General features: G+C 71.3%; 18 protein-coding genes. 9 read left to right on the top strand and 9 right to left on the bottom strand.

Features of this window, described 5'->3' with window-relative positions:
• Nucleotides 1-46: 46 nt before the first annotated feature.
• On the bottom strand, nucleotides 47-1,714 hold the full coding sequence (locus ACZ3UD_RS23000; protein WP_465590623.1) for a fumarate hydratase: 1,668 nt from the start codon (nucleotides 1,712-1,714) through the stop codon (nucleotides 47-49).
• 206 nt (nucleotides 1,715-1,920) lie between these two features.
• On the opposite strand from ACZ3UD_RS23000, the gene ACZ3UD_RS22995 reads away from it, so the two are divergent.
• Nucleotides 1,921-2,622, top strand: a complete 702-nt coding sequence (locus ACZ3UD_RS22995; protein WP_465590788.1) for a DUF1707 SHOCT-like domain-containing protein — start codon at nucleotides 1,921-1,923, stop codon at nucleotides 2,620-2,622.
• Nucleotides 2,623-2,939: 317 nt separating this feature from the next.
• Nucleotides 2,940-3,329 carry a WhiB family transcriptional regulator gene (locus ACZ3UD_RS22990; protein ID WP_465590786.1) on the top strand — a complete coding sequence of 130 codons (390 nt, stop codon included), beginning with the start codon at nucleotides 2,940-2,942 and terminating at the stop codon, nucleotides 3,327-3,329.
• A 132-nt stretch (nucleotides 3,330-3,461) separates the two neighbouring features.
• Here ACZ3UD_RS22990 and glpX read toward each other — a convergent pair whose 3' ends face one another.
• Nucleotides 3,462-4,502, bottom strand: coding sequence for a class II fructose-bisphosphatase (glpX, locus tag ACZ3UD_RS22985; protein ID WP_380612186.1), 1,041 nt, complete (start codon nucleotides 4,500-4,502; stop codon nucleotides 3,462-3,464).
• Nucleotides 4,503-4,717: 215 nt separating this feature from the next.
• On the opposite strand from glpX, the gene ACZ3UD_RS22980 reads away from it, so the two are divergent.
• Nucleotides 4,718-5,254 (top strand): DUF4245 domain-containing protein, encoded by a 537-nt coding sequence (locus ACZ3UD_RS22980; protein WP_465590620.1) that lies wholly within the window; start codon nucleotides 4,718-4,720, stop codon nucleotides 5,252-5,254.
• A gap of 76 nt (nucleotides 5,255-5,330) precedes the next feature.
• On the opposite strand, the gene ACZ3UD_RS22975 is transcribed toward ACZ3UD_RS22980, so the two are convergent.
• The 4 genes from ACZ3UD_RS22975 to ACZ3UD_RS22960 form a co-directional block, all read right to left on the bottom strand.
• Nucleotides 5,331-5,933: a malonic semialdehyde reductase gene (locus tag ACZ3UD_RS22975; protein ID WP_465590617.1), complete on the bottom strand. Its 603-nt coding sequence runs from the start codon at nucleotides 5,931-5,933 to the stop codon at nucleotides 5,331-5,333.
• A 109-nt stretch (nucleotides 5,934-6,042) separates the two neighbouring features.
• On the bottom strand, nucleotides 6,043-6,300 hold the full coding sequence (locus ACZ3UD_RS22970; protein ID WP_465590615.1) for an exodeoxyribonuclease VII small subunit: 258 nt from the start codon (nucleotides 6,298-6,300) through the stop codon (nucleotides 6,043-6,045).
• A gap of 92 nt (nucleotides 6,301-6,392) precedes the next feature.
• Nucleotides 6,393-7,622 (bottom strand): exodeoxyribonuclease VII large subunit, encoded by a 1,230-nt coding sequence (gene xseA / locus ACZ3UD_RS22965; protein ID WP_465590613.1) that lies wholly within the window; start codon nucleotides 7,620-7,622, stop codon nucleotides 6,393-6,395.
• A gap of 38 nt (nucleotides 7,623-7,660) precedes the next feature.
• On the bottom strand, nucleotides 7,661-9,019 hold the full coding sequence (locus ACZ3UD_RS22960) for an APC family permease (RefSeq protein ID WP_465590611.1): 1,359 nt from the start codon (nucleotides 9,017-9,019) through the stop codon (nucleotides 7,661-7,663).
• A gap of 109 nt (nucleotides 9,020-9,128) precedes the next feature.
• Here ACZ3UD_RS22960 and ACZ3UD_RS22955 point away from each other — a divergent pair, with 109 nt between their 5' ends.
• Together ACZ3UD_RS22955 and ppgK are read left to right on the top strand one after the other, a co-directional pair.
• Nucleotides 9,129-10,103 carry a 4-hydroxy-3-methylbut-2-enyl diphosphate reductase gene (locus ACZ3UD_RS22955; protein WP_465590610.1) on the top strand — a complete coding sequence of 325 codons (975 nt, stop codon included), beginning with the start codon at nucleotides 9,129-9,131 and terminating at the stop codon, nucleotides 10,101-10,103.
• Nucleotides 10,104-10,234: 131 nt separating this feature from the next.
• On the top strand, nucleotides 10,235-10,981 hold the full coding sequence (gene ppgK / locus ACZ3UD_RS22950; RefSeq protein WP_465590608.1) for a polyphosphate--glucose phosphotransferase: 747 nt from the start codon (nucleotides 10,235-10,237) through the stop codon (nucleotides 10,979-10,981).
• Nucleotides 10,982-11,020: 39 nt separating this feature from the next.
• Here ppgK and ACZ3UD_RS22945 read toward each other — a convergent pair whose 3' ends face one another.
• Nucleotides 11,021-11,647, bottom strand: coding sequence for a DUF6542 domain-containing protein (locus tag ACZ3UD_RS22945; RefSeq protein ID WP_465590606.1), 627 nt, complete (start codon nucleotides 11,645-11,647; stop codon nucleotides 11,021-11,023).
• A 138-nt stretch (nucleotides 11,648-11,785) separates the two neighbouring features.
• Here ACZ3UD_RS22945 and ACZ3UD_RS22940 point away from each other — a divergent pair, with 138 nt between their 5' ends.
• Together ACZ3UD_RS22940 and ychF are read left to right on the top strand one after the other, a co-directional pair.
• Nucleotides 11,786-12,178, top strand: coding sequence for a VOC family protein (locus tag ACZ3UD_RS22940; protein ID WP_465590604.1), 393 nt, complete (start codon nucleotides 11,786-11,788; stop codon nucleotides 12,176-12,178).
• Nucleotides 12,179-12,262: 84 nt separating this feature from the next.
• Complete coding sequence (ychF, locus tag ACZ3UD_RS22935; protein ID WP_380612195.1) at nucleotides 12,263-13,336, top strand: redox-regulated ATPase YchF; 1,074 nt, start codon at nucleotides 12,263-12,265, stop codon at nucleotides 13,334-13,336.
• 134 nt (nucleotides 13,337-13,470) lie between these two features.
• Here ychF and ACZ3UD_RS22930 read toward each other — a convergent pair whose 3' ends face one another.
• Both ACZ3UD_RS22930 and ACZ3UD_RS22925 read right to left on the bottom strand, forming a co-directional pair.
• The gene (locus ACZ3UD_RS22930) at nucleotides 13,471-13,734 is read right to left on the bottom strand and encodes a type II toxin-antitoxin system RelE family toxin (protein ID WP_465590599.1); all 264 of its coding nucleotides are present in this window, start codon (nucleotides 13,732-13,734) and stop codon (nucleotides 13,471-13,473) included.
• On the bottom strand, nucleotides 13,727-13,996 hold the full coding sequence (locus ACZ3UD_RS22925; RefSeq protein ID WP_465590596.1) for a type II toxin-antitoxin system Phd/YefM family antitoxin: 270 nt from the start codon (nucleotides 13,994-13,996) through the stop codon (nucleotides 13,727-13,729). The genes ACZ3UD_RS22930 and ACZ3UD_RS22925 overlap by 8 nt, the downstream gene beginning before the upstream one ends.
• Nucleotides 13,997-14,215: 219 nt before the next feature.
• Between ACZ3UD_RS22925 and ACZ3UD_RS22920 the strand changes: the two genes are divergently transcribed.
• Together ACZ3UD_RS22920 and ACZ3UD_RS22915 are read left to right on the top strand one after the other, a co-directional pair.
• Nucleotides 14,216-14,497, top strand: coding sequence for a type II toxin-antitoxin system Phd/YefM family antitoxin (locus ACZ3UD_RS22920; RefSeq protein ID WP_465590593.1), 282 nt, complete (start codon nucleotides 14,216-14,218; stop codon nucleotides 14,495-14,497).
• Complete coding sequence (locus ACZ3UD_RS22915) at nucleotides 14,494-14,748, top strand: Txe/YoeB family addiction module toxin (protein ID WP_465590590.1); 255 nt, start codon at nucleotides 14,494-14,496, stop codon at nucleotides 14,746-14,748. Before ACZ3UD_RS22920 ends, ACZ3UD_RS22915 begins: the two co-directional genes overlap by 4 nt.
• The last annotated feature ends 219 nt before the right edge of the window (nucleotides 14,749-14,967 follow it).

The raw sequence follows: 14,967 nt of genomic DNA, 5'->3' as shown, positions 1-14,967 counted from the left end.
CCCCGGTCGCGGGGTGCGACCGGGGCGGGGGAGGGCGCAGGTGCGGCTACTCCTTGGAGCGGATCCGCAGGCTGGTGATCAGCGGGCCTTCCGTCGTCTCGCGGAAGAAGTCGTTGCCCTTGTCGTCGACGACGATGAAGGCCGGGAAGTCCTCGACCTCGATGCGCCAGACGGCCTCCATGCCGAGCTCGGCGTACTCCAGCACCTCGACCTTCTTGATGCAGTCCTGGGCGAGGCGGGCGGCCGGGCCGCCGATCGAGCCGAGGTAGAAGCCGCCGTGCGCGGCGCAGGCGTCGGTGACCTGCTTGCTGCGGTTGCCCTTGGCGAGCATGACCATCGAGCCGCCGGCGGCCTGGAACTGGTCGACGTAGGAGTCCATCCGGCCGGCCGTGGTCGGGCCGAAGGAGCCGGAGGCGTAGCCCTCGGGGGTCTTGGCCGGGCCGGCGTAGTAGACCGGGTGGTCCTGGAGGTACTTGGGCATGCCCTCGCCCGCGTCCAGGCGCTCCTTGATCTTGGCGTGGGCGATGTCACGGGCGACCACCAGGGTGCCGGTGAGTGAGAGCCGGGTCTTGACCGGGTACTTGGACAGCTCGGCGCGGATCGCGGACATCGGCTGGTTGAGGTCGACGCGCACCACGTCGTCGTCCAGGTGCTCGTCGGTGGTGTCCGGCAGGTACTTGGCCGGGTCGGTCTCCAGCTGCTCCAGGAACACGCCCTCGGCGGTGATCTTGCCGAGTGCCTGGCGGTCGGCGGAGCAGGAGACGGCCATCGCGACCGGCAGCGAGGCGCCGTGGCGCGGCAGTCGGACCACGCGCACGTCGTGGCAGAAGTACTTGCCGCCGAACTGGGCGCCGATGCCGATCTTCTGGGTCAGCTCGGTGACCTTGGCCTCCAGCTCCAGGTCCCGGAAGCCGTGGCCGGTCCTGGCGTTGCCCGAGGTCGGCAGGTTGTCCAGGTAGTGCGCCGAGGCGTACTTGGCGGTCTTGAGCGCGAACTCGGCGCTGGTGCCGCCGATCACGATGGCCAGGTGGTACGGCGGGCAGGCGGCGGTGCCGAGCGAGCGGATCTTCTGCTCCAGGAACGAGAGCATGCTCGCCTCGTTCAGGATGGCCTTGGTCTCCTGGTACAGGTACGACTTGTTGGCGGAGCCGCCGCCCTTGGCCATGAACAGGAACTTGTACGCGTCGCCGTCGGTGGCGTACAGCTCGATCTGGGCCGGCAGGTTGTTGCCGGTGTTCTTCTCGTCCCACATGGTCACCGGGGCCATCTGGGAGTAGCGCAGGTTGAGCTTGGTGTACGCGTCGAACACGCCGCGCGCGATGGCGGACTCGTCGCCGCCCTGGGTCAGCACGTTCTGGCCGCGCTTGCCCATGACGATCGCGGTGCCGGTGTCCTGGCACATCGGGAGGATGCCGCCGGCCGAGATGTTGACGTTCTTCAGCAGGTCGAGCGCCACGAAGCGGTCGTTCGGGCTGGCCTCCGGGTCGTCCAGGATGCGGCGCAGCTGGGCGAGGTGCGCGGGGCGCAGGTAGTGCGAGATGTCGTGCATCGCCTCGGCGGTGAGCAGCCGCAGGGCCTCGGGCTCGACCTGGAGGAAGCTGCGACCGCCGGCCTCGAAGGTGGAGACACCCTCGGAGGTCAGCTTGCGGTACGGGGTCGGGTCAGCCCCCAGGGGGAGCAGGTCGCTGTACTCGAAGTCTGGCGTGGGAGCCATGGGGGCGGTCCTTAGGTGTCCAGTGATCCGGCTGCGTCGGCGAAGCACCATCCAGGGTAGGACCCGCTGATCACACGCATGCGGACAGGTCAGCCTTGCGTGACGGGGCTCACTCGGGCAGCAGTGCGAGCGACTACGCTTGCGCCGTGGACAACTCGCCGTCGCAGGACGACCCGGGGCAGCCGCCGGTGCCGGCTCCCGTACCGATGACCAAGCCCGAACTCAAGCCTCAGCCCGCGGCCGAGCCGCGGCCCTCGCACGCCCCGGTGGCGGAGGCGGAGCTGCGCGTCTCGGACGCGGACCGCGAGCGGGTCGCGGAGCTGCTGCGGGACGCCTACGCCGAGGGCCGCCTGGACGCGGACGAGCACGCCGAGCGGATCGAGGCCGCGTACGCCGCCAAGACCTTCGGCGACCTGGTGCCGCTGACCCGGGACCTGCCCGCCCACCGGCCGCTCTCCTTCGAGAAGCCGCCGCTGGACGTCCCGGCGCCGGCCCCCGCCCCGACGCAACTGCCGCCCGCGCGCCAGGAGTCGCCGTCGGTGGTGGCGATCTTCGGCGGCGCCGCCCGCAAGGGCCGCTGGCGGGTCGGCTCGCACCTGACCGCCTTCACCATGTTCGGCGGGGTGGAGATCGACCTGAGCGACGCCGTGTTCGAGTCCCCTGAGGTGGAGATCACCGTCACGGCGATCTTCGGCGGGGTCGAGGTCCGGGTGCCGGAGAACGTCAGCCTGCACGGCTCCGGGGTGGGCATCTTCGGCGGGTTCGACGTTCGCGAGCAGACCGCCGCGGACCCGTACGCTCCGGTCGTGCGGGTCAAGGGCGTTGCCCTGTTCGGCGGTTGCAACGCCAAGCCGCGCCGGGGCAAGAAGCTCAAGGAGTGGGTGCGCAAGCAACTCGGCACCGACTGACTCGAATTGGCCTGTTGAGTGCCCGGCTGGGGATCAACTCCCGGCCGGGCACTCGGCGTTGTGGCGGGTGCACTCCGTAGTCGATTGCGTGCAGTGTGCATGAATCCCGGCGGGGCGGGGTAGGTCATTCCGCACATCGCTTCTTGTACGGCTGCGCACCGGAGGCGGCCAAGCGGCCGGTCCGGAGGGTTGGACCAGCGGGGGCTCGCAGCCGGGCAGCGGAGCGAGGTTCCCCGTGTCCGAGAGCCTCGTCAGGAGTACCGGCCGTGCTGCATCCGATCGAGTCCCGCCCCACCTCGCCAGTCGCCGCCGCCCACATGCTGGAGCGTCGTCCGGCCGTCCGCCCGCAGCCGCAGCCCCCGGGCGGCCCGGCGGGCACCGCTGCGGGCACCGCCGCGGGCGAGGACAACCCCTGGCACACCGGTGCGGCCTGTCGGCGGGACGAGGTGGGGCTGTTCTTCGCGCCCTCGAAGGAGCCGACGGCGGCCCGGCTGTCGCGCGAGGAGCAGGCCAAGCAGGTGTGCGCCCGCTGCCCGGTGCTGCTGGAGTGCCGCGAGCACGCGCTGGCGCAGCCGGAGCCGTACGGGGTCTGGGGCGGGCTGACGGCCGCCGAGCGGCGGGTGGTGCTGGCCCGGCGCCGACGCCGGGACGCGGAGCTGCGCGAGGCCGCCCGGGTGACCACGACCCGGAGCCGGATAGCCGGTTGACGGCGGGCCGGAGACGGGAGCCGGGAGGCGGATCCCCCGAAAGGCGGTCGCAAACGCGGCGCGGCCTCGGCGGAGGGGGATTCCGCCGAGGCCGCGCCCGAACGTCCTGTCTTCGAGGCCGTTTCGCGTGGGTCAGTTGGCGCGGTCGAAGTCGATCGCGCTGTAGGCCCGCAGCTTCGCCAGCTTGTGGACGGAGTTGATCTCGCGGATCGTGCCGCTCTTGGAACGCATCACCAGCGAGCTGGTGGTGGCGGTCTCCGAGCGGTAGTGCACGCCGCGCAGCAGCTCGCCGTCGGTGATGCCGGTGGCGACGAAGAACACGTTCTCGCCGCTGACCAGGTCGTTGGTGGTGAGCACCCGGTCCAGGTCGTGCCCGGCGTCCAGGGCCTTCTGCCGCTCGGCCTCGTCCTTGGGCCACAGCCGGCCCTGGATCACGCCGCCCATGCACTTCATCGCGCAGGCCGCGATGATGCCCTCCGGGGTGCCGCCGACGCCCATCAGCAGGTCGACGCCGGTGCCCTCACGGGCGGCCATGATGGCGCCGGCCACGTCGCCGTCGGAGATGAACTTGATCCGGGCGCCCGCCTCGCGGATCTCCCGGACCAGGCCGTCGTGGCGCGGGCGGTCGAGCACGACCACGGTGACGTCCTCGACGGCGCTGCCCTTGGCCTTGGCGACCCGGCGGATGTTGACGGCCGCCGGGGCGGTGATGTCGACGAACTCGGCGGCCTCGGGGCCGGCCACCAGCTTGTCCATGTAGAACACGGCGCTGGGGTCGAACATGGTGCCGCGGTCGGCGACGGCCAGCACGGCCACCGCGTTGTTCATACCCTTGGCGGTCAGCGTGGTGCCGTCCACCGGGTCGACCGCGACGTCGCACTCGGCGCCGGTGCCGTCGCCGACCCGCTCGCCGTTGTAGAGCATCGGGGCTTCGTCCTTCTCGCCCTCGCCGATGACGACCACGCCGTTCATCGAGACGGTCGAGACGAGGGTGCGCATCGCCTTCACGGCGGCACCGTCCGCGCCGTTCTTGTCGCCGCGGCCGACCCATCGGCCGGCGGCCATGGCGGCCGCCTCGGTGACCCGGACGAGCTCGAGCGCGAGGTTCCGGTCGGGAGCCTCGGGCGCGACCTCCAGGGCGCGGGGGAGGTGGTGCGGGTACTGCGTGGTCATCGTCGTTACCTCTCTGTACGCGACGGCCAGTGAGCGCCCGACTACTGCCTGGTCGAACGCCGTGGTGAGGGTTCTGCGATCGTATCTGCCCACGAGATGACTGTCTGTGGCGCGGGTCGCCACCCTGTGGCGAAATGCACCGGTTCGCCAGGCTTCACCCGTACGTGGACACCCCGGGTGGCCCCGCCCGGATGTGGATGAGTCACCATGTGGGGGTGGCTGCAGAGAGCAAGGGCATGAGAGGTCGGCAGACCGTACGGGACATGGTCCTGTCGATGCTGGCGGTCGGTTTCGTCGTCTGGATCGGGTATCTGTTCCTCCCGCACGACGCCAACAGTGACCCGGTGCACGTGGTCGAGTACAAGGTGGCGGCGGCCGGCGCCAAGCGCGCCGCGCCCTATCCGCTGCTCTCCCCGGAGGGGCTGTCCGACAAGTGGCGGGCCACCTCGGTCAGCTACACCCCGGCCGACCTGAACTCCGGCAAGGGCAACGCCTGGCACCTGGGCTTCGTGACGCCCTCCGGCCAGTACGCGGCCGTCGAGCAGGCCGACGTGCCGCGCGACAAGCTGCTGGCCGACAAGGTCGCGGGCGGCCGGCCGGACGGCACCTCGGACGCCGCCGGGCACGCCTGGGACCGGGTGCAGGGCGACAAGGGCCGCGCGCTGGCCGCGCAGACCGGCTCGGCGACCACCCTGATCACCGGCACCGCCTCCTACGAGGAGCTGGCCGAGCTGGCCCAGGCGCTCAAGTAGCGCCAGGGCTCCGTGGGTGCGCGGAAGGGCCCGCACCGGGTGAACCGGTGCGGGCCCTTCGCCGTTCCGTCGCGGATCAGACGGTGGTGACGACCTCGTCGTAGGCCAGGCGCGGGGAGCGCGGGAACCAGGCGTCCTCGCCCGGCTTGCCGATGTTGACCACGGCCAGCACCGAGTGCTCGCCGTCGCCGAAGAACTCCTTGTTGAGGCCCGCGGCGTCGTAGCCGGTCATCGGGCCGGCGGCCAGGCCGGCGGCGCGCACGCCGATGATGAAGTACGCGGCCTGCAGGGCGCCGTTCAGCGCGGCGGACTGCTCGCGGACGGAGCGCTCCGAGAAGAACATGTCCTTGGCCTGCGGGAAGTGCGGGAGCTGGGTCGGCAGCTCCTCGTGGAACTCGTTGTCCGCGGCCAGGATGGCGACCAGCGGCGCGGTGGAGGTCTTGGCCTTGTTGCCGTCCGCCATGTGCTGGACGAGGCGCTCGCGGGCCTCGGCGGAGCGGACCAGGACGACGCGCAGCGGCTGCTGGTTGAAGGCGGTCGGGCCGTACTTGACCAGGTCGTAGATGGCCTGGACCTGCTCCTCGGTGACCGGCTCGTCGGTGAAGGTGTTCGCGGTGCGGGCCTCGCGGAACAGCAGGTCCTGAGCGGCGGCGTCGAGTACCAGGGCGTCGGTGGTCATGCTTCTGCACCTCATGCGGGAGGGGGTTCGTCGGTGTGACCGGCGCGGCCGATCACCTGCTCCAACATAGGTGAAGTTTCAACGATTCCCCAAGGGGCTGTGACCCGCGTCACTCCCCGGTCGGGGCCCCGCCCTCCTCGGCTGCCAGTGCGGCGTCCAGTCGGGCCCGGGCGCCGTCCAGCCAGCGCTGGCAGACCTTCGCCAGCTGCTCGCCACGCTCCCACAGGGCCAGCGACTCCTCAAGGGAGGTGCCGCCGTTCTCCAGCTGCCGGACCACGTCCAGCAGCGCGTCCCGGGCGTGCTCGTAGCCCAGCGCGTCGTCCGGGGTCGGCGCCGCCGCGTCCTGCTGCTCCTGCTGCTCTGCCATGCGTGCCAGCGTAGGGGCTGGCGCCGACAGGGACGGCTCCGGCAGGCGGAAACCCGCCCGCGCCCGCGCCGTCCCGGCAGCGCTCGTACCGGCTAGTCGCGAGTCTCGGTCTCGGCCGCGGCCACCGTGACGTCGAAGCCGCCGCGCGCCACCCGGGCGTGCAGCCCCTCCCCGGCCGCGACCTGCGCCGGGTCCGTCACCACCGTGCCGTCCGCCCGCTGCAGCACCGCGTAGCCGCGCTCCAGGGTGGCCGCCGGGGACAGCGCGACCACCCGGGCCAGGGTGTGCCCGAGGTCGCTCTGCGCGTGGTCCAGCCGGTGCCGCAGGGTGCGCCGGGCCCGCTCCAGCAGGCCGTCCACCTCCTGGCCGCGCCCGTCCAGCATCCGGTGCGGGGCGGCCAGCGACGGGCGGCTGCGCAGCCCGTCCAGCCCGTGCTGCTCGCGCTCGACCCGGGCCAGCACGTGCCGGCGGGCCCGGTCGCGCAGCTGACGGACTTTGGCCAGCTCCTCGCCGACGTCCGGGACCACCCGTTTGGCGGCATCGGTCGGGGTGGAGGCGCGCAGGTCCGCGACGAAGTCCAGCAGCGGCTGGTCCGGCTCGTGCCCGATCGCGCTGACCACTGGTGTACGGGCGGCCGCCACCAGCCGCACCAGCCCCTCGTCCGAGAACGGCAGCAGGTCCTCCACGCTGCCGCCGCCCCGGGCCACGATGATCACGTCCACCTCGGGGTGCTCGTCCAGCTCCCGGACGGCCGCGCTCACCCGCTCCACCGCGCTGACCCCCTGCACCGGGACGTTGCGCACCTCGAAGCGCACGGCCGGCCACCGCCGCCGGGCGTTCTCCAGCACGTCCCGCTCGGCCGCTGAGTCGCGCCCGGTGACCAGTCCGACGCACTGCGGCAGGAACGGCAGCGGGCGCTTGCGCTCGGGTGCGAACAGGCCCTCCCCGGCCAGCCGCCGCTTCAGCTGCTCCAGCCGGGCCAGCAGCTCGCCCAGGCCCACCGGCCGGATCTCCGAGGCCCGCATCGACAGCTGCCCGCGCGCCGCGTACCACTCCGGCTTGGCGTGCACGACGACCCGCGCGCCCTCCTGCACCACGTCCGCGACCTGGTCGAAGACCGAGCGGAAGCAGGTCACCGTGAGGGAGACGTCGGCCTGCGGGTCGCGCAGGGTGAGGAACACCACGCCCGCCCCCGGCCGACGGCTGAGCTGGGTGATCTGCCCCTCGACCCACACCGCGCCGAGCCGGTCGATCCAGCCGCCGATCAGCGCGGAGACCTTGCCGACCGGGAGCGGGGCTTCGGGGGAGCTGGTGTTGGCCATGCGTACGAGGCTAGCGGCGTGCGCCGACGGCTCGGGCGCTAACGGTGCCCGCCAGCGCCCGAAGCGGTACTGCCCTGCACCCCGAGCACCACCAGCCCGACCGCCAGCCAGGCCAGCCCGACGATCTGCGCCGTCGTCGAGGCCTCGTGGACCACCGCCCCGATCACCGCGATCCCCAGCACCGGGACGACCAGGTGCCGCAGCCGGTCCCGAGAGCCGTGCCGGACGGTGTACCAGCCGACCACCGAGGCGTGCAGCAGCGCGAAGGCGGTCAGCGCGCCCACGTTCACCACCGAGGTCAGCTGGTCCAGCCCGTCGTCCCGGTTGGCCGCCCAGACCGCCGCCGCCATGGTGATGACCGCGGCCGCCAGCAGCGCCCGCCGCGGCACCGCGCTGCCCGGGTCGACCGAGCCGAGCACCCGCGGCAGCCGCCCGTCCCGGCCCATCGCGAAGACCAGCCGCCCGGCCGCGGCCTGACCGGCCAGTGCCGCGAAGGCCGCGCCGATCGCCTTGCTGGCCGCCACCAGCACGTGCAGCCAGTGCCCGATGCCGCTCTCCACGGTGTCGTAGAAGGCCGAGCCCCGCGCGGCCGGGTCGGCGGCCAGCTGCCGCGGGGTCATCGGCTCCAGCAGCGCCGCCAGGTAGGTCTGGGCGACGAACAGCACCCCGGCCAGCGCCAGGCACCACAGCACCGCCTTGGCCACCGCCGCCGAGGCGCCGACCGCCTCCTCGACGAAGGTGGCGATCGCGTCGAAGCCCAGGTAGGAGAGCACCGCGACGGACACCGCGGAGATCACCGCGGTGAGCGAGAAGTCCCCGACGGCGGTGAACGGGGTGTCCCAGCCGCGCCGGGCGCCGTCCTGGGCCAGTGCCACCACGGCCGCGGCCGTGAACACCGCCAGCACCGCGATCTCCAGCGCCAGCACCGCGAAGCCGACCACGGCCGCCGTGCGCACCCCGATCAGGTTGAGCGCGGTGGTGACCATCACCGCGAGCGCCGTCCACAGCCAGCGGGAGACGCCCGGCACCAGGGAGTGCAGCGCGATCCCGGAGAACAGGTAGGCCACCGCCGGGATCAGCAGGTAGTCCAGCATCGCCATCCACCCGGCGATGAACCCCGGCCCCTCGCCCAGCCCGGCCCGGGCGTAGGCGAACACCGAGCCGGCCTGCGGCACGGCGCGCACCATCTGGGCGTAGGAGAAGGCGGTGAAGCCCATCGCCACCGTGGCGGCCAGGTAGACCGAGGCGACGGCGCCGTGGCTCGTGGCGTCCAGCACGCCGAACACGCCGACCGGGGCCATCGGGGCGATGAACAGCAGTCCGTAGACCATCAGATCGCGGACACCCAGACTGCGGCGCAGGCCGCTGGGCGTCGCCTGCTCGCTCACAGCGCTCATAGACACCAGATTTGAGCACTTCTGATCGGATCCGGCCGGAAATCGACCGCCGTCGGCGCGGCTGCCCGCCGGGAACGGGGCGACTCGCGGCCGCCCGTACGATGGAGCCATGTCCAACACCGCGCAGCGCCGTGTCCTGCTCGCCGCCCCCCGGGGCTACTGCGCGGGCGTCGACCGCGCCGTGATCGCCGTGGAGAAGGCCCTGGAGCAGTACGGGGCGCCCATCTACGTCCGCAAGCAGATCGTCCACAACAAGTACGTGGTGCAGACCCTGGAGAAGAAGGGCGCGATCTTCGTCGACGAGACGGAGGAGGTGCCCGAGGGCTCGATCGTCGTCTTCTCGGCGCACGGCGTCGCCCCGTCCGTCCACGACGAGGCGCGGGAAGGCAAGCTGGCCACCATCGACGCCACCTGCCCCCTGGTCACCAAGGTGCACAAGGAGGCCGTCCGCTTCGCCGACGAGGGCTTCGACATCCTGCTGGTGGGCCACGAGGGCCACGAGGAGGTCATCGGCACCATGGGCGAGGCCCCGGACCGGATCCACCTGGTGGACGGTGCCGAGGACGTCGCCAACGTGCGGGTGCGGGACGAGTCCAAGATCGTCTGGCTGTCCCAGACCACCCTGTCGGTGGACGAGACCATGGCCACCGTCGGTGAGCTGAAGAAGCGCTTCCCGGCGCTGGTCAGCCCGCCCAGCGACGACATCTGCTACGCGACCCAGAACCGCCAGGTCGCGGTCAAGCAGCTGGCCCCGGAGACCGACCTGCTGATCGTGGTCGGCTCCAAGAACTCCTCCAACTCGGTCCGCCTGGTCGAGGTCGGCCTGGAGTACGGCGCCAAGGCCGCCCACCTGGTGGACTTCGCCGAGGAGATCCAGGAGTCCTGGCTGGAGGGCGTCACCACGGTCGGCCTGACCAGCGGAGCCTCGGTGCCGGAGATCCTGGTCGACGGCGTGCTGGAGTTCCTGGCCGCGCGCGGTTACGACACGGTCGAGACGGTCAAGACCGCCGAGGAGCACCTGACCTTCTCGCTGCCCAAGGAACTGCGCCGCGACCTGCGCGCCGAGGCGGCGGGCAAGCTGTAGACCGCTGTGGAGAACCCGGCGCCCCGGTGGGGTGCCGGGTTTTCCGCTGTGCGTCGCCGCCGGGGCTCTCGTAGTTTTGTGCACAGGCTGTGGACGAGCCGGTCCACGGTCGAACGGTGGAGGGCGGAGTGATGACGGCGGTATTCGGCGTGGACATCGGCGGCTCGGGCATCAAGGGGGCCCCGGTCGACCTAGCCCGGGGAGCGCTCGCCCAGGAGCGCCACAAGGTGCTCACCCCGCAGCCGTCCGAGCCCGAGGCCGTGGTCGCCGCCGTGTGCGAGGTGGTCCGGCACTTCGACCACCAAGGGCCGGTCGGGCTGACCTTCCCCGGCGTGGTGGTCGGCGGCCGCACCAGGACCGCCGCCAATGTGGACAAGGGCTGGATCGGCCTGGACGCCGCGGGACTGTTCCGCGAGGCACTGGACCTGCCGGCGACCGTCCTCAACGACGCGGACGCGGCCGGCCTGGCGGAGTTCACCCACGGTGCCGGGCGTGGCGAGTCGGGCGTGGTGCTGGTGCTCACCTTCGGCACCGGCATCGGCAGCGCGCTCTTCGTGGACGGCACGCTGGTGCCCAACACCGAGCTGGGCCACCTGGAGCTGCGCGGCAAGGACGCCGAGCGCCGGGCCTCCTCGGCCGCCAAGGAGCGTCACGGGCTGACCTGGGAGCAGTGGGCTGGGCGGGTCAACGAGTACCTGGACCTGGTGGAGATGCTGTTCTCGCCGCAGCTGATCGTGATCGGCGGCGGGGTGAGCCGCAAGCACGACAAGTTCCTGCCGCTGCTGAAGGACCGCGAGGCGAGGGTGGTGCCGGCGGAACTGCGCAACGACGCGGGCATCGTCGGGGCCGCCATGGCGGCGGCCCGGGCGGCCGGCTGAGGGTCTGCCGGTGCCGGGCTCCGACGGGGTTGGTGGAGCTCAGCGGGAGCGGTGGATCCGCCGCTGGGCGACGAAGCGGGCGAGCACGATCAGCGCGGCCAGGCCGGTGCCGGAGAACAGCCAGCCGGCCCGCAGCGCCAGCCCGGTCGCCAGCGCCACCACCTGGGCGGTCACGCCCGAGGAGCTGACCGGCGCGAGCACCAGCAGCGCCAGGGCGAAGGCGATCGGCCCGCTGATCGGCGCGGCCAGCAGGTCGGCGTAGCGGACCCGGACGGCCAGCTGGAAGCAGACCACCAGGTAGCCGAGGCCGAACAGCAAGCCGAGGCCGTCGAACAGCAGCCGGTCCACGCCCGCCACCACGAGCGTCGCCAGCACGGCGACCACGCCGGTGCCGATGGCGGTCAGCCGGGTCGGCCGGCCGGTGCGGCGGCGCCCGTACACCCGCAGCCGGCGCCCGGGGGACTGGCGCGCCGCGGCGGGCCGGCCGACCACCGGGCGCGGCCGGGCAGGGGGAGGCTCGGGGGCGGAAGGGGCTCGGGTGCTCTCGGGAGCCCGGCCGGGACCGGGGACGGCGGCCGCGGCCGCGCCGTTCGGCGGACGGCGTCTGGGCCCTGGCGGCTGGGTACGGGTGCTCTGCTCCACCCGCCCAACGTACGGTCCGATCATCGCCACACTGTGTAATGGACCGTTCAGGTCTTGTCCCGTGTCTCAGGATGGAGTAGTTCTGTGATCGTCGCTCAGCGGTCCGACCAGCTCGGACGGGCCGACGAACCAAGATCATCGGATCACCGCACGGGGGACCTCATGGCCGCGGACTTCACCTTCGAACGCCTCGACCACTTCCAGCTCGACATCCCGGCCGGCGCCGAGGACGAGTGCCGGGCCTTCTGGTCCGGCGTGCTCGGCATGACGGAGCTGGAGAAGCCGCCGGTGCTGGCGGCCCGCGGCGGCTGCTGGTTCCGCGGCGGCGGGGTCGAGGTGCACCTCGGCGTGACCCCGGACTTCCGGCCGTCCGTGAAGGGGCACCCGGGCATCCTGGTGCGCTCGCTGGACGCCCTGGCCGAGCGGCTCACCGCGCACGGCCACGAGGTGCTCTGGGACGACAACCTGCCCGGCCACCGGCGCTTCTACGCGGCCGACAAGCTGGGCAACCGGCTGGAGTTCCTGGAGCCGCGACCGGCGGCGACCGAGGCGTAGGGCAGCGCAGGCGCTGCCCGTAGACTTGGGGGTCGGCCCGTACGGTGCCGACCCAACTCCTCCAAGCCCACGGGACTGCGCTTCATGTCGCTCACGATCGGAATCGTCGGCCTGCCGAACGTCGGCAAGTCGACCCTGTTCAACGCCCTGACCAAGAACGACGTGCTGGCGGCCAACTACCCGTTCGCCACCATCGAGCCGAACGTCGGCGTCGTCGGCGTCCCCGACCAGCGGCTGGCCAAGCTCGCCGAGATCTTCGGCTCCCAGCGCATCCTCCCGGCCACCGTCGACTTCGTGGACATCGCGGGCATCGTGCGCGGCGCCAGCGAGGGCGAGGGCCTGGGCAACAAGTTCCTCGCCAACATCCGCGAGTCGGACGCGATCTGCCAGGTCGTGCGCGCCTTCACCGACCCGGACGTGGTGCACGTGGACGGCAAGGTGTCGCCCAAGGACGACATCGAGACCATCCACACCGAGCTGATCCTGGCCGACCTCCAGACCATCGAGAAGGTCCTGCCGCGCCTGCAGAAGGAGGCGCGCCTCAAGAAGGACACCGCCCCCGTGCTGGCCGCCGCCGAGGCCGCGCAGGCGATCCTGGAGACCGGCAAGACCCTCTTCGAGGCCGGCTTCGACACCGCCCCGATCCGCGACCTGCACCTGCTGACCGCCAAGCCCTTCCTCTACGTCTTCAACGTGGACGAGGCCGAGCTGGCCGACGAGGACTTCAAGAACGCCCAGCGCGAGCTGGTCGCCCCCGCCGAGGCGATCTTCCTCAATGCCAAGATCGAGTCCGAGCTGATCGAGCTGGACGACGCCGAGGCCCTCGAACTCCTCCAGTCCATGGGCCAGGACGAGCCCGGCCTCGCCACCCTCGCCCGCGTCGGCTTCAACACCCTCGGCCTGCAGACCTACCTCACGGCCGGCCCCAAGGAAACCCGCGCCTGGACCATCAAGAAGGGTGCCACCGCCCCCGAGGCCGCCGGAGTCATCCACACCGACTTCCAGAAGGGCTTCATCAAGGCCGAGGTGATCTCCTTCGACGACCTGGTCGAGACCGGTTCCATCGCCGAGGCCCGCGCCAAGGGCAAGGCCCGCATCGAGGGCAAGGAATACGTCATGCACGACGGCGACGTCGTGGAGTTCCGCTTCAACGTGTGAGCGGGTGAAGTAACATCACGTCGCTGACGTGGCAAACATGCAGGTCAGAAGGGGGCGGACTCTGTCGAGTCCGCCCCCTTCGTCGTCACCGTGCTGGATGGGCGCTGGATTCTCTGGCGGCGCGTCAGCGGCAATCAGGTCTCGTAGACGGTGGACCGGTGTCCCGCATGAACAACCCAGACCACCAGTTCCCCGTTGTCGATCGTGTAGACGACTCGGTAGTCGCCGACGCGCAGACGGCGTCGCTCGGGCTGGGAGACGAGTGCGGTGGTGTTGAAGCCGAGCGGGTCGGTCTCCAGCTCGGTCAGCTTGGCTAGGATGCGCAGCGCCATGTCGCGAGGGATTTTCCGAAGCTCGGCCTGCGCCTCAGGGCGGAAGACGGTTCGGTAGTCACTCACTGCGCGCCAGCGTCTCCCTCATGATGTCCTCGATCGGGATGCCGGGAGCCGGGTTGGCCATGCGCTCGTCGATGATCCGGTTGATCTCGCGCTCTTCCCATTCCTGGTATTTGCGCAGGATCCCGATGGAGACCACGGCGGCGACCTCCTTGCCTCGGCGTGTGATCACCGTGGGCACGTCGTCGCGGTCTGCGCGCTCCACCACCTCCGCCAGGTGTGCGCGCACGTCACGGACGGACTCTATGGGCAGTGGCTGCGTCATGCGCCCAAGGGTACCAAGTGTCCCATGTGTACACAAGGTGCCTCGCGGTGGTGGGCAGGATGCCTCGCCTGGCGCGTGCCGGCTGTGCTGGATGAACCTCGACGATGCTGGGGGACCCTGTTCTCTTTTCCGTGCTGACTTGGTGCTGACTCTTCAGTCTGATGGGCCCTCCTTTCAGTGGTACGTTATGTGGTACCAGTCATGGAGGGAGTTCAGTCGATGTCGATCACTGCGAGCGAGGCGCGCAAGGCTCTCTTTCCGTTGATCAAGAAGGTCAACGACGATCACGAGGCCATCGAGATCGTCTCCAAGCACGGGAACGCCGTACTCGTCTCGGCCGCGGACTACGCCGCCCTGCGCGAAGGCTCCTACCTGTTGCGCTCGCCGGCGAACGCGCGCCGTCTGCTCAAGGCGTACGAGAACGCCCTTGGCGGCATGGGGCTCTCCGAGCGGGAACTCATCGACCCTGATGCTGCGGGTGTCGAGAAGGGTGCTGCGTGAGGCTCGTCTTCGAAGAGGCCGGCTGGGAGGACTACACGTCTTGGCTCAAGAGCGACCGCAAGATGCTCGCCCGGATCAACAAGCTCATCGAGGACGCCTTGCGCGACCCGTTCACCGGGATCGGCAAGCCCGAGCCGCTGAAGTACCACCTGCCCGGGGCGTGGTCGCGGCGGATCGATGACGAGCACCGCCTCGTCTACCTGGTCACGGACCGGGAGATCATCATCCTGGCGGCCCGCTACCGCTACTGATTGCCAGTCCGGGGTTGCGTCACGGTGCTAATTCCGTGCTGACTTGGGCCCCGCGAGCCAATGTCTCCGCAGGCCACAGCGTTGTGATGGCAATTCCGCTTCAACGTCTGACCCGGCGACAGCTGACACCCCCCGGAGGGGCCGACTCCCGTGAACGGAGTTCGGCCCCTTCTGCCTTGTGGGGGTGGTGGTTCCTCTAGGGTGGGGTCGGCCAACTGG

This window comes from Kitasatospora sp. NPDC023118 (genome assembly GCF_055560875.1).
This window is presented reverse-complemented; position numbering and strand designations above follow the sequence as displayed.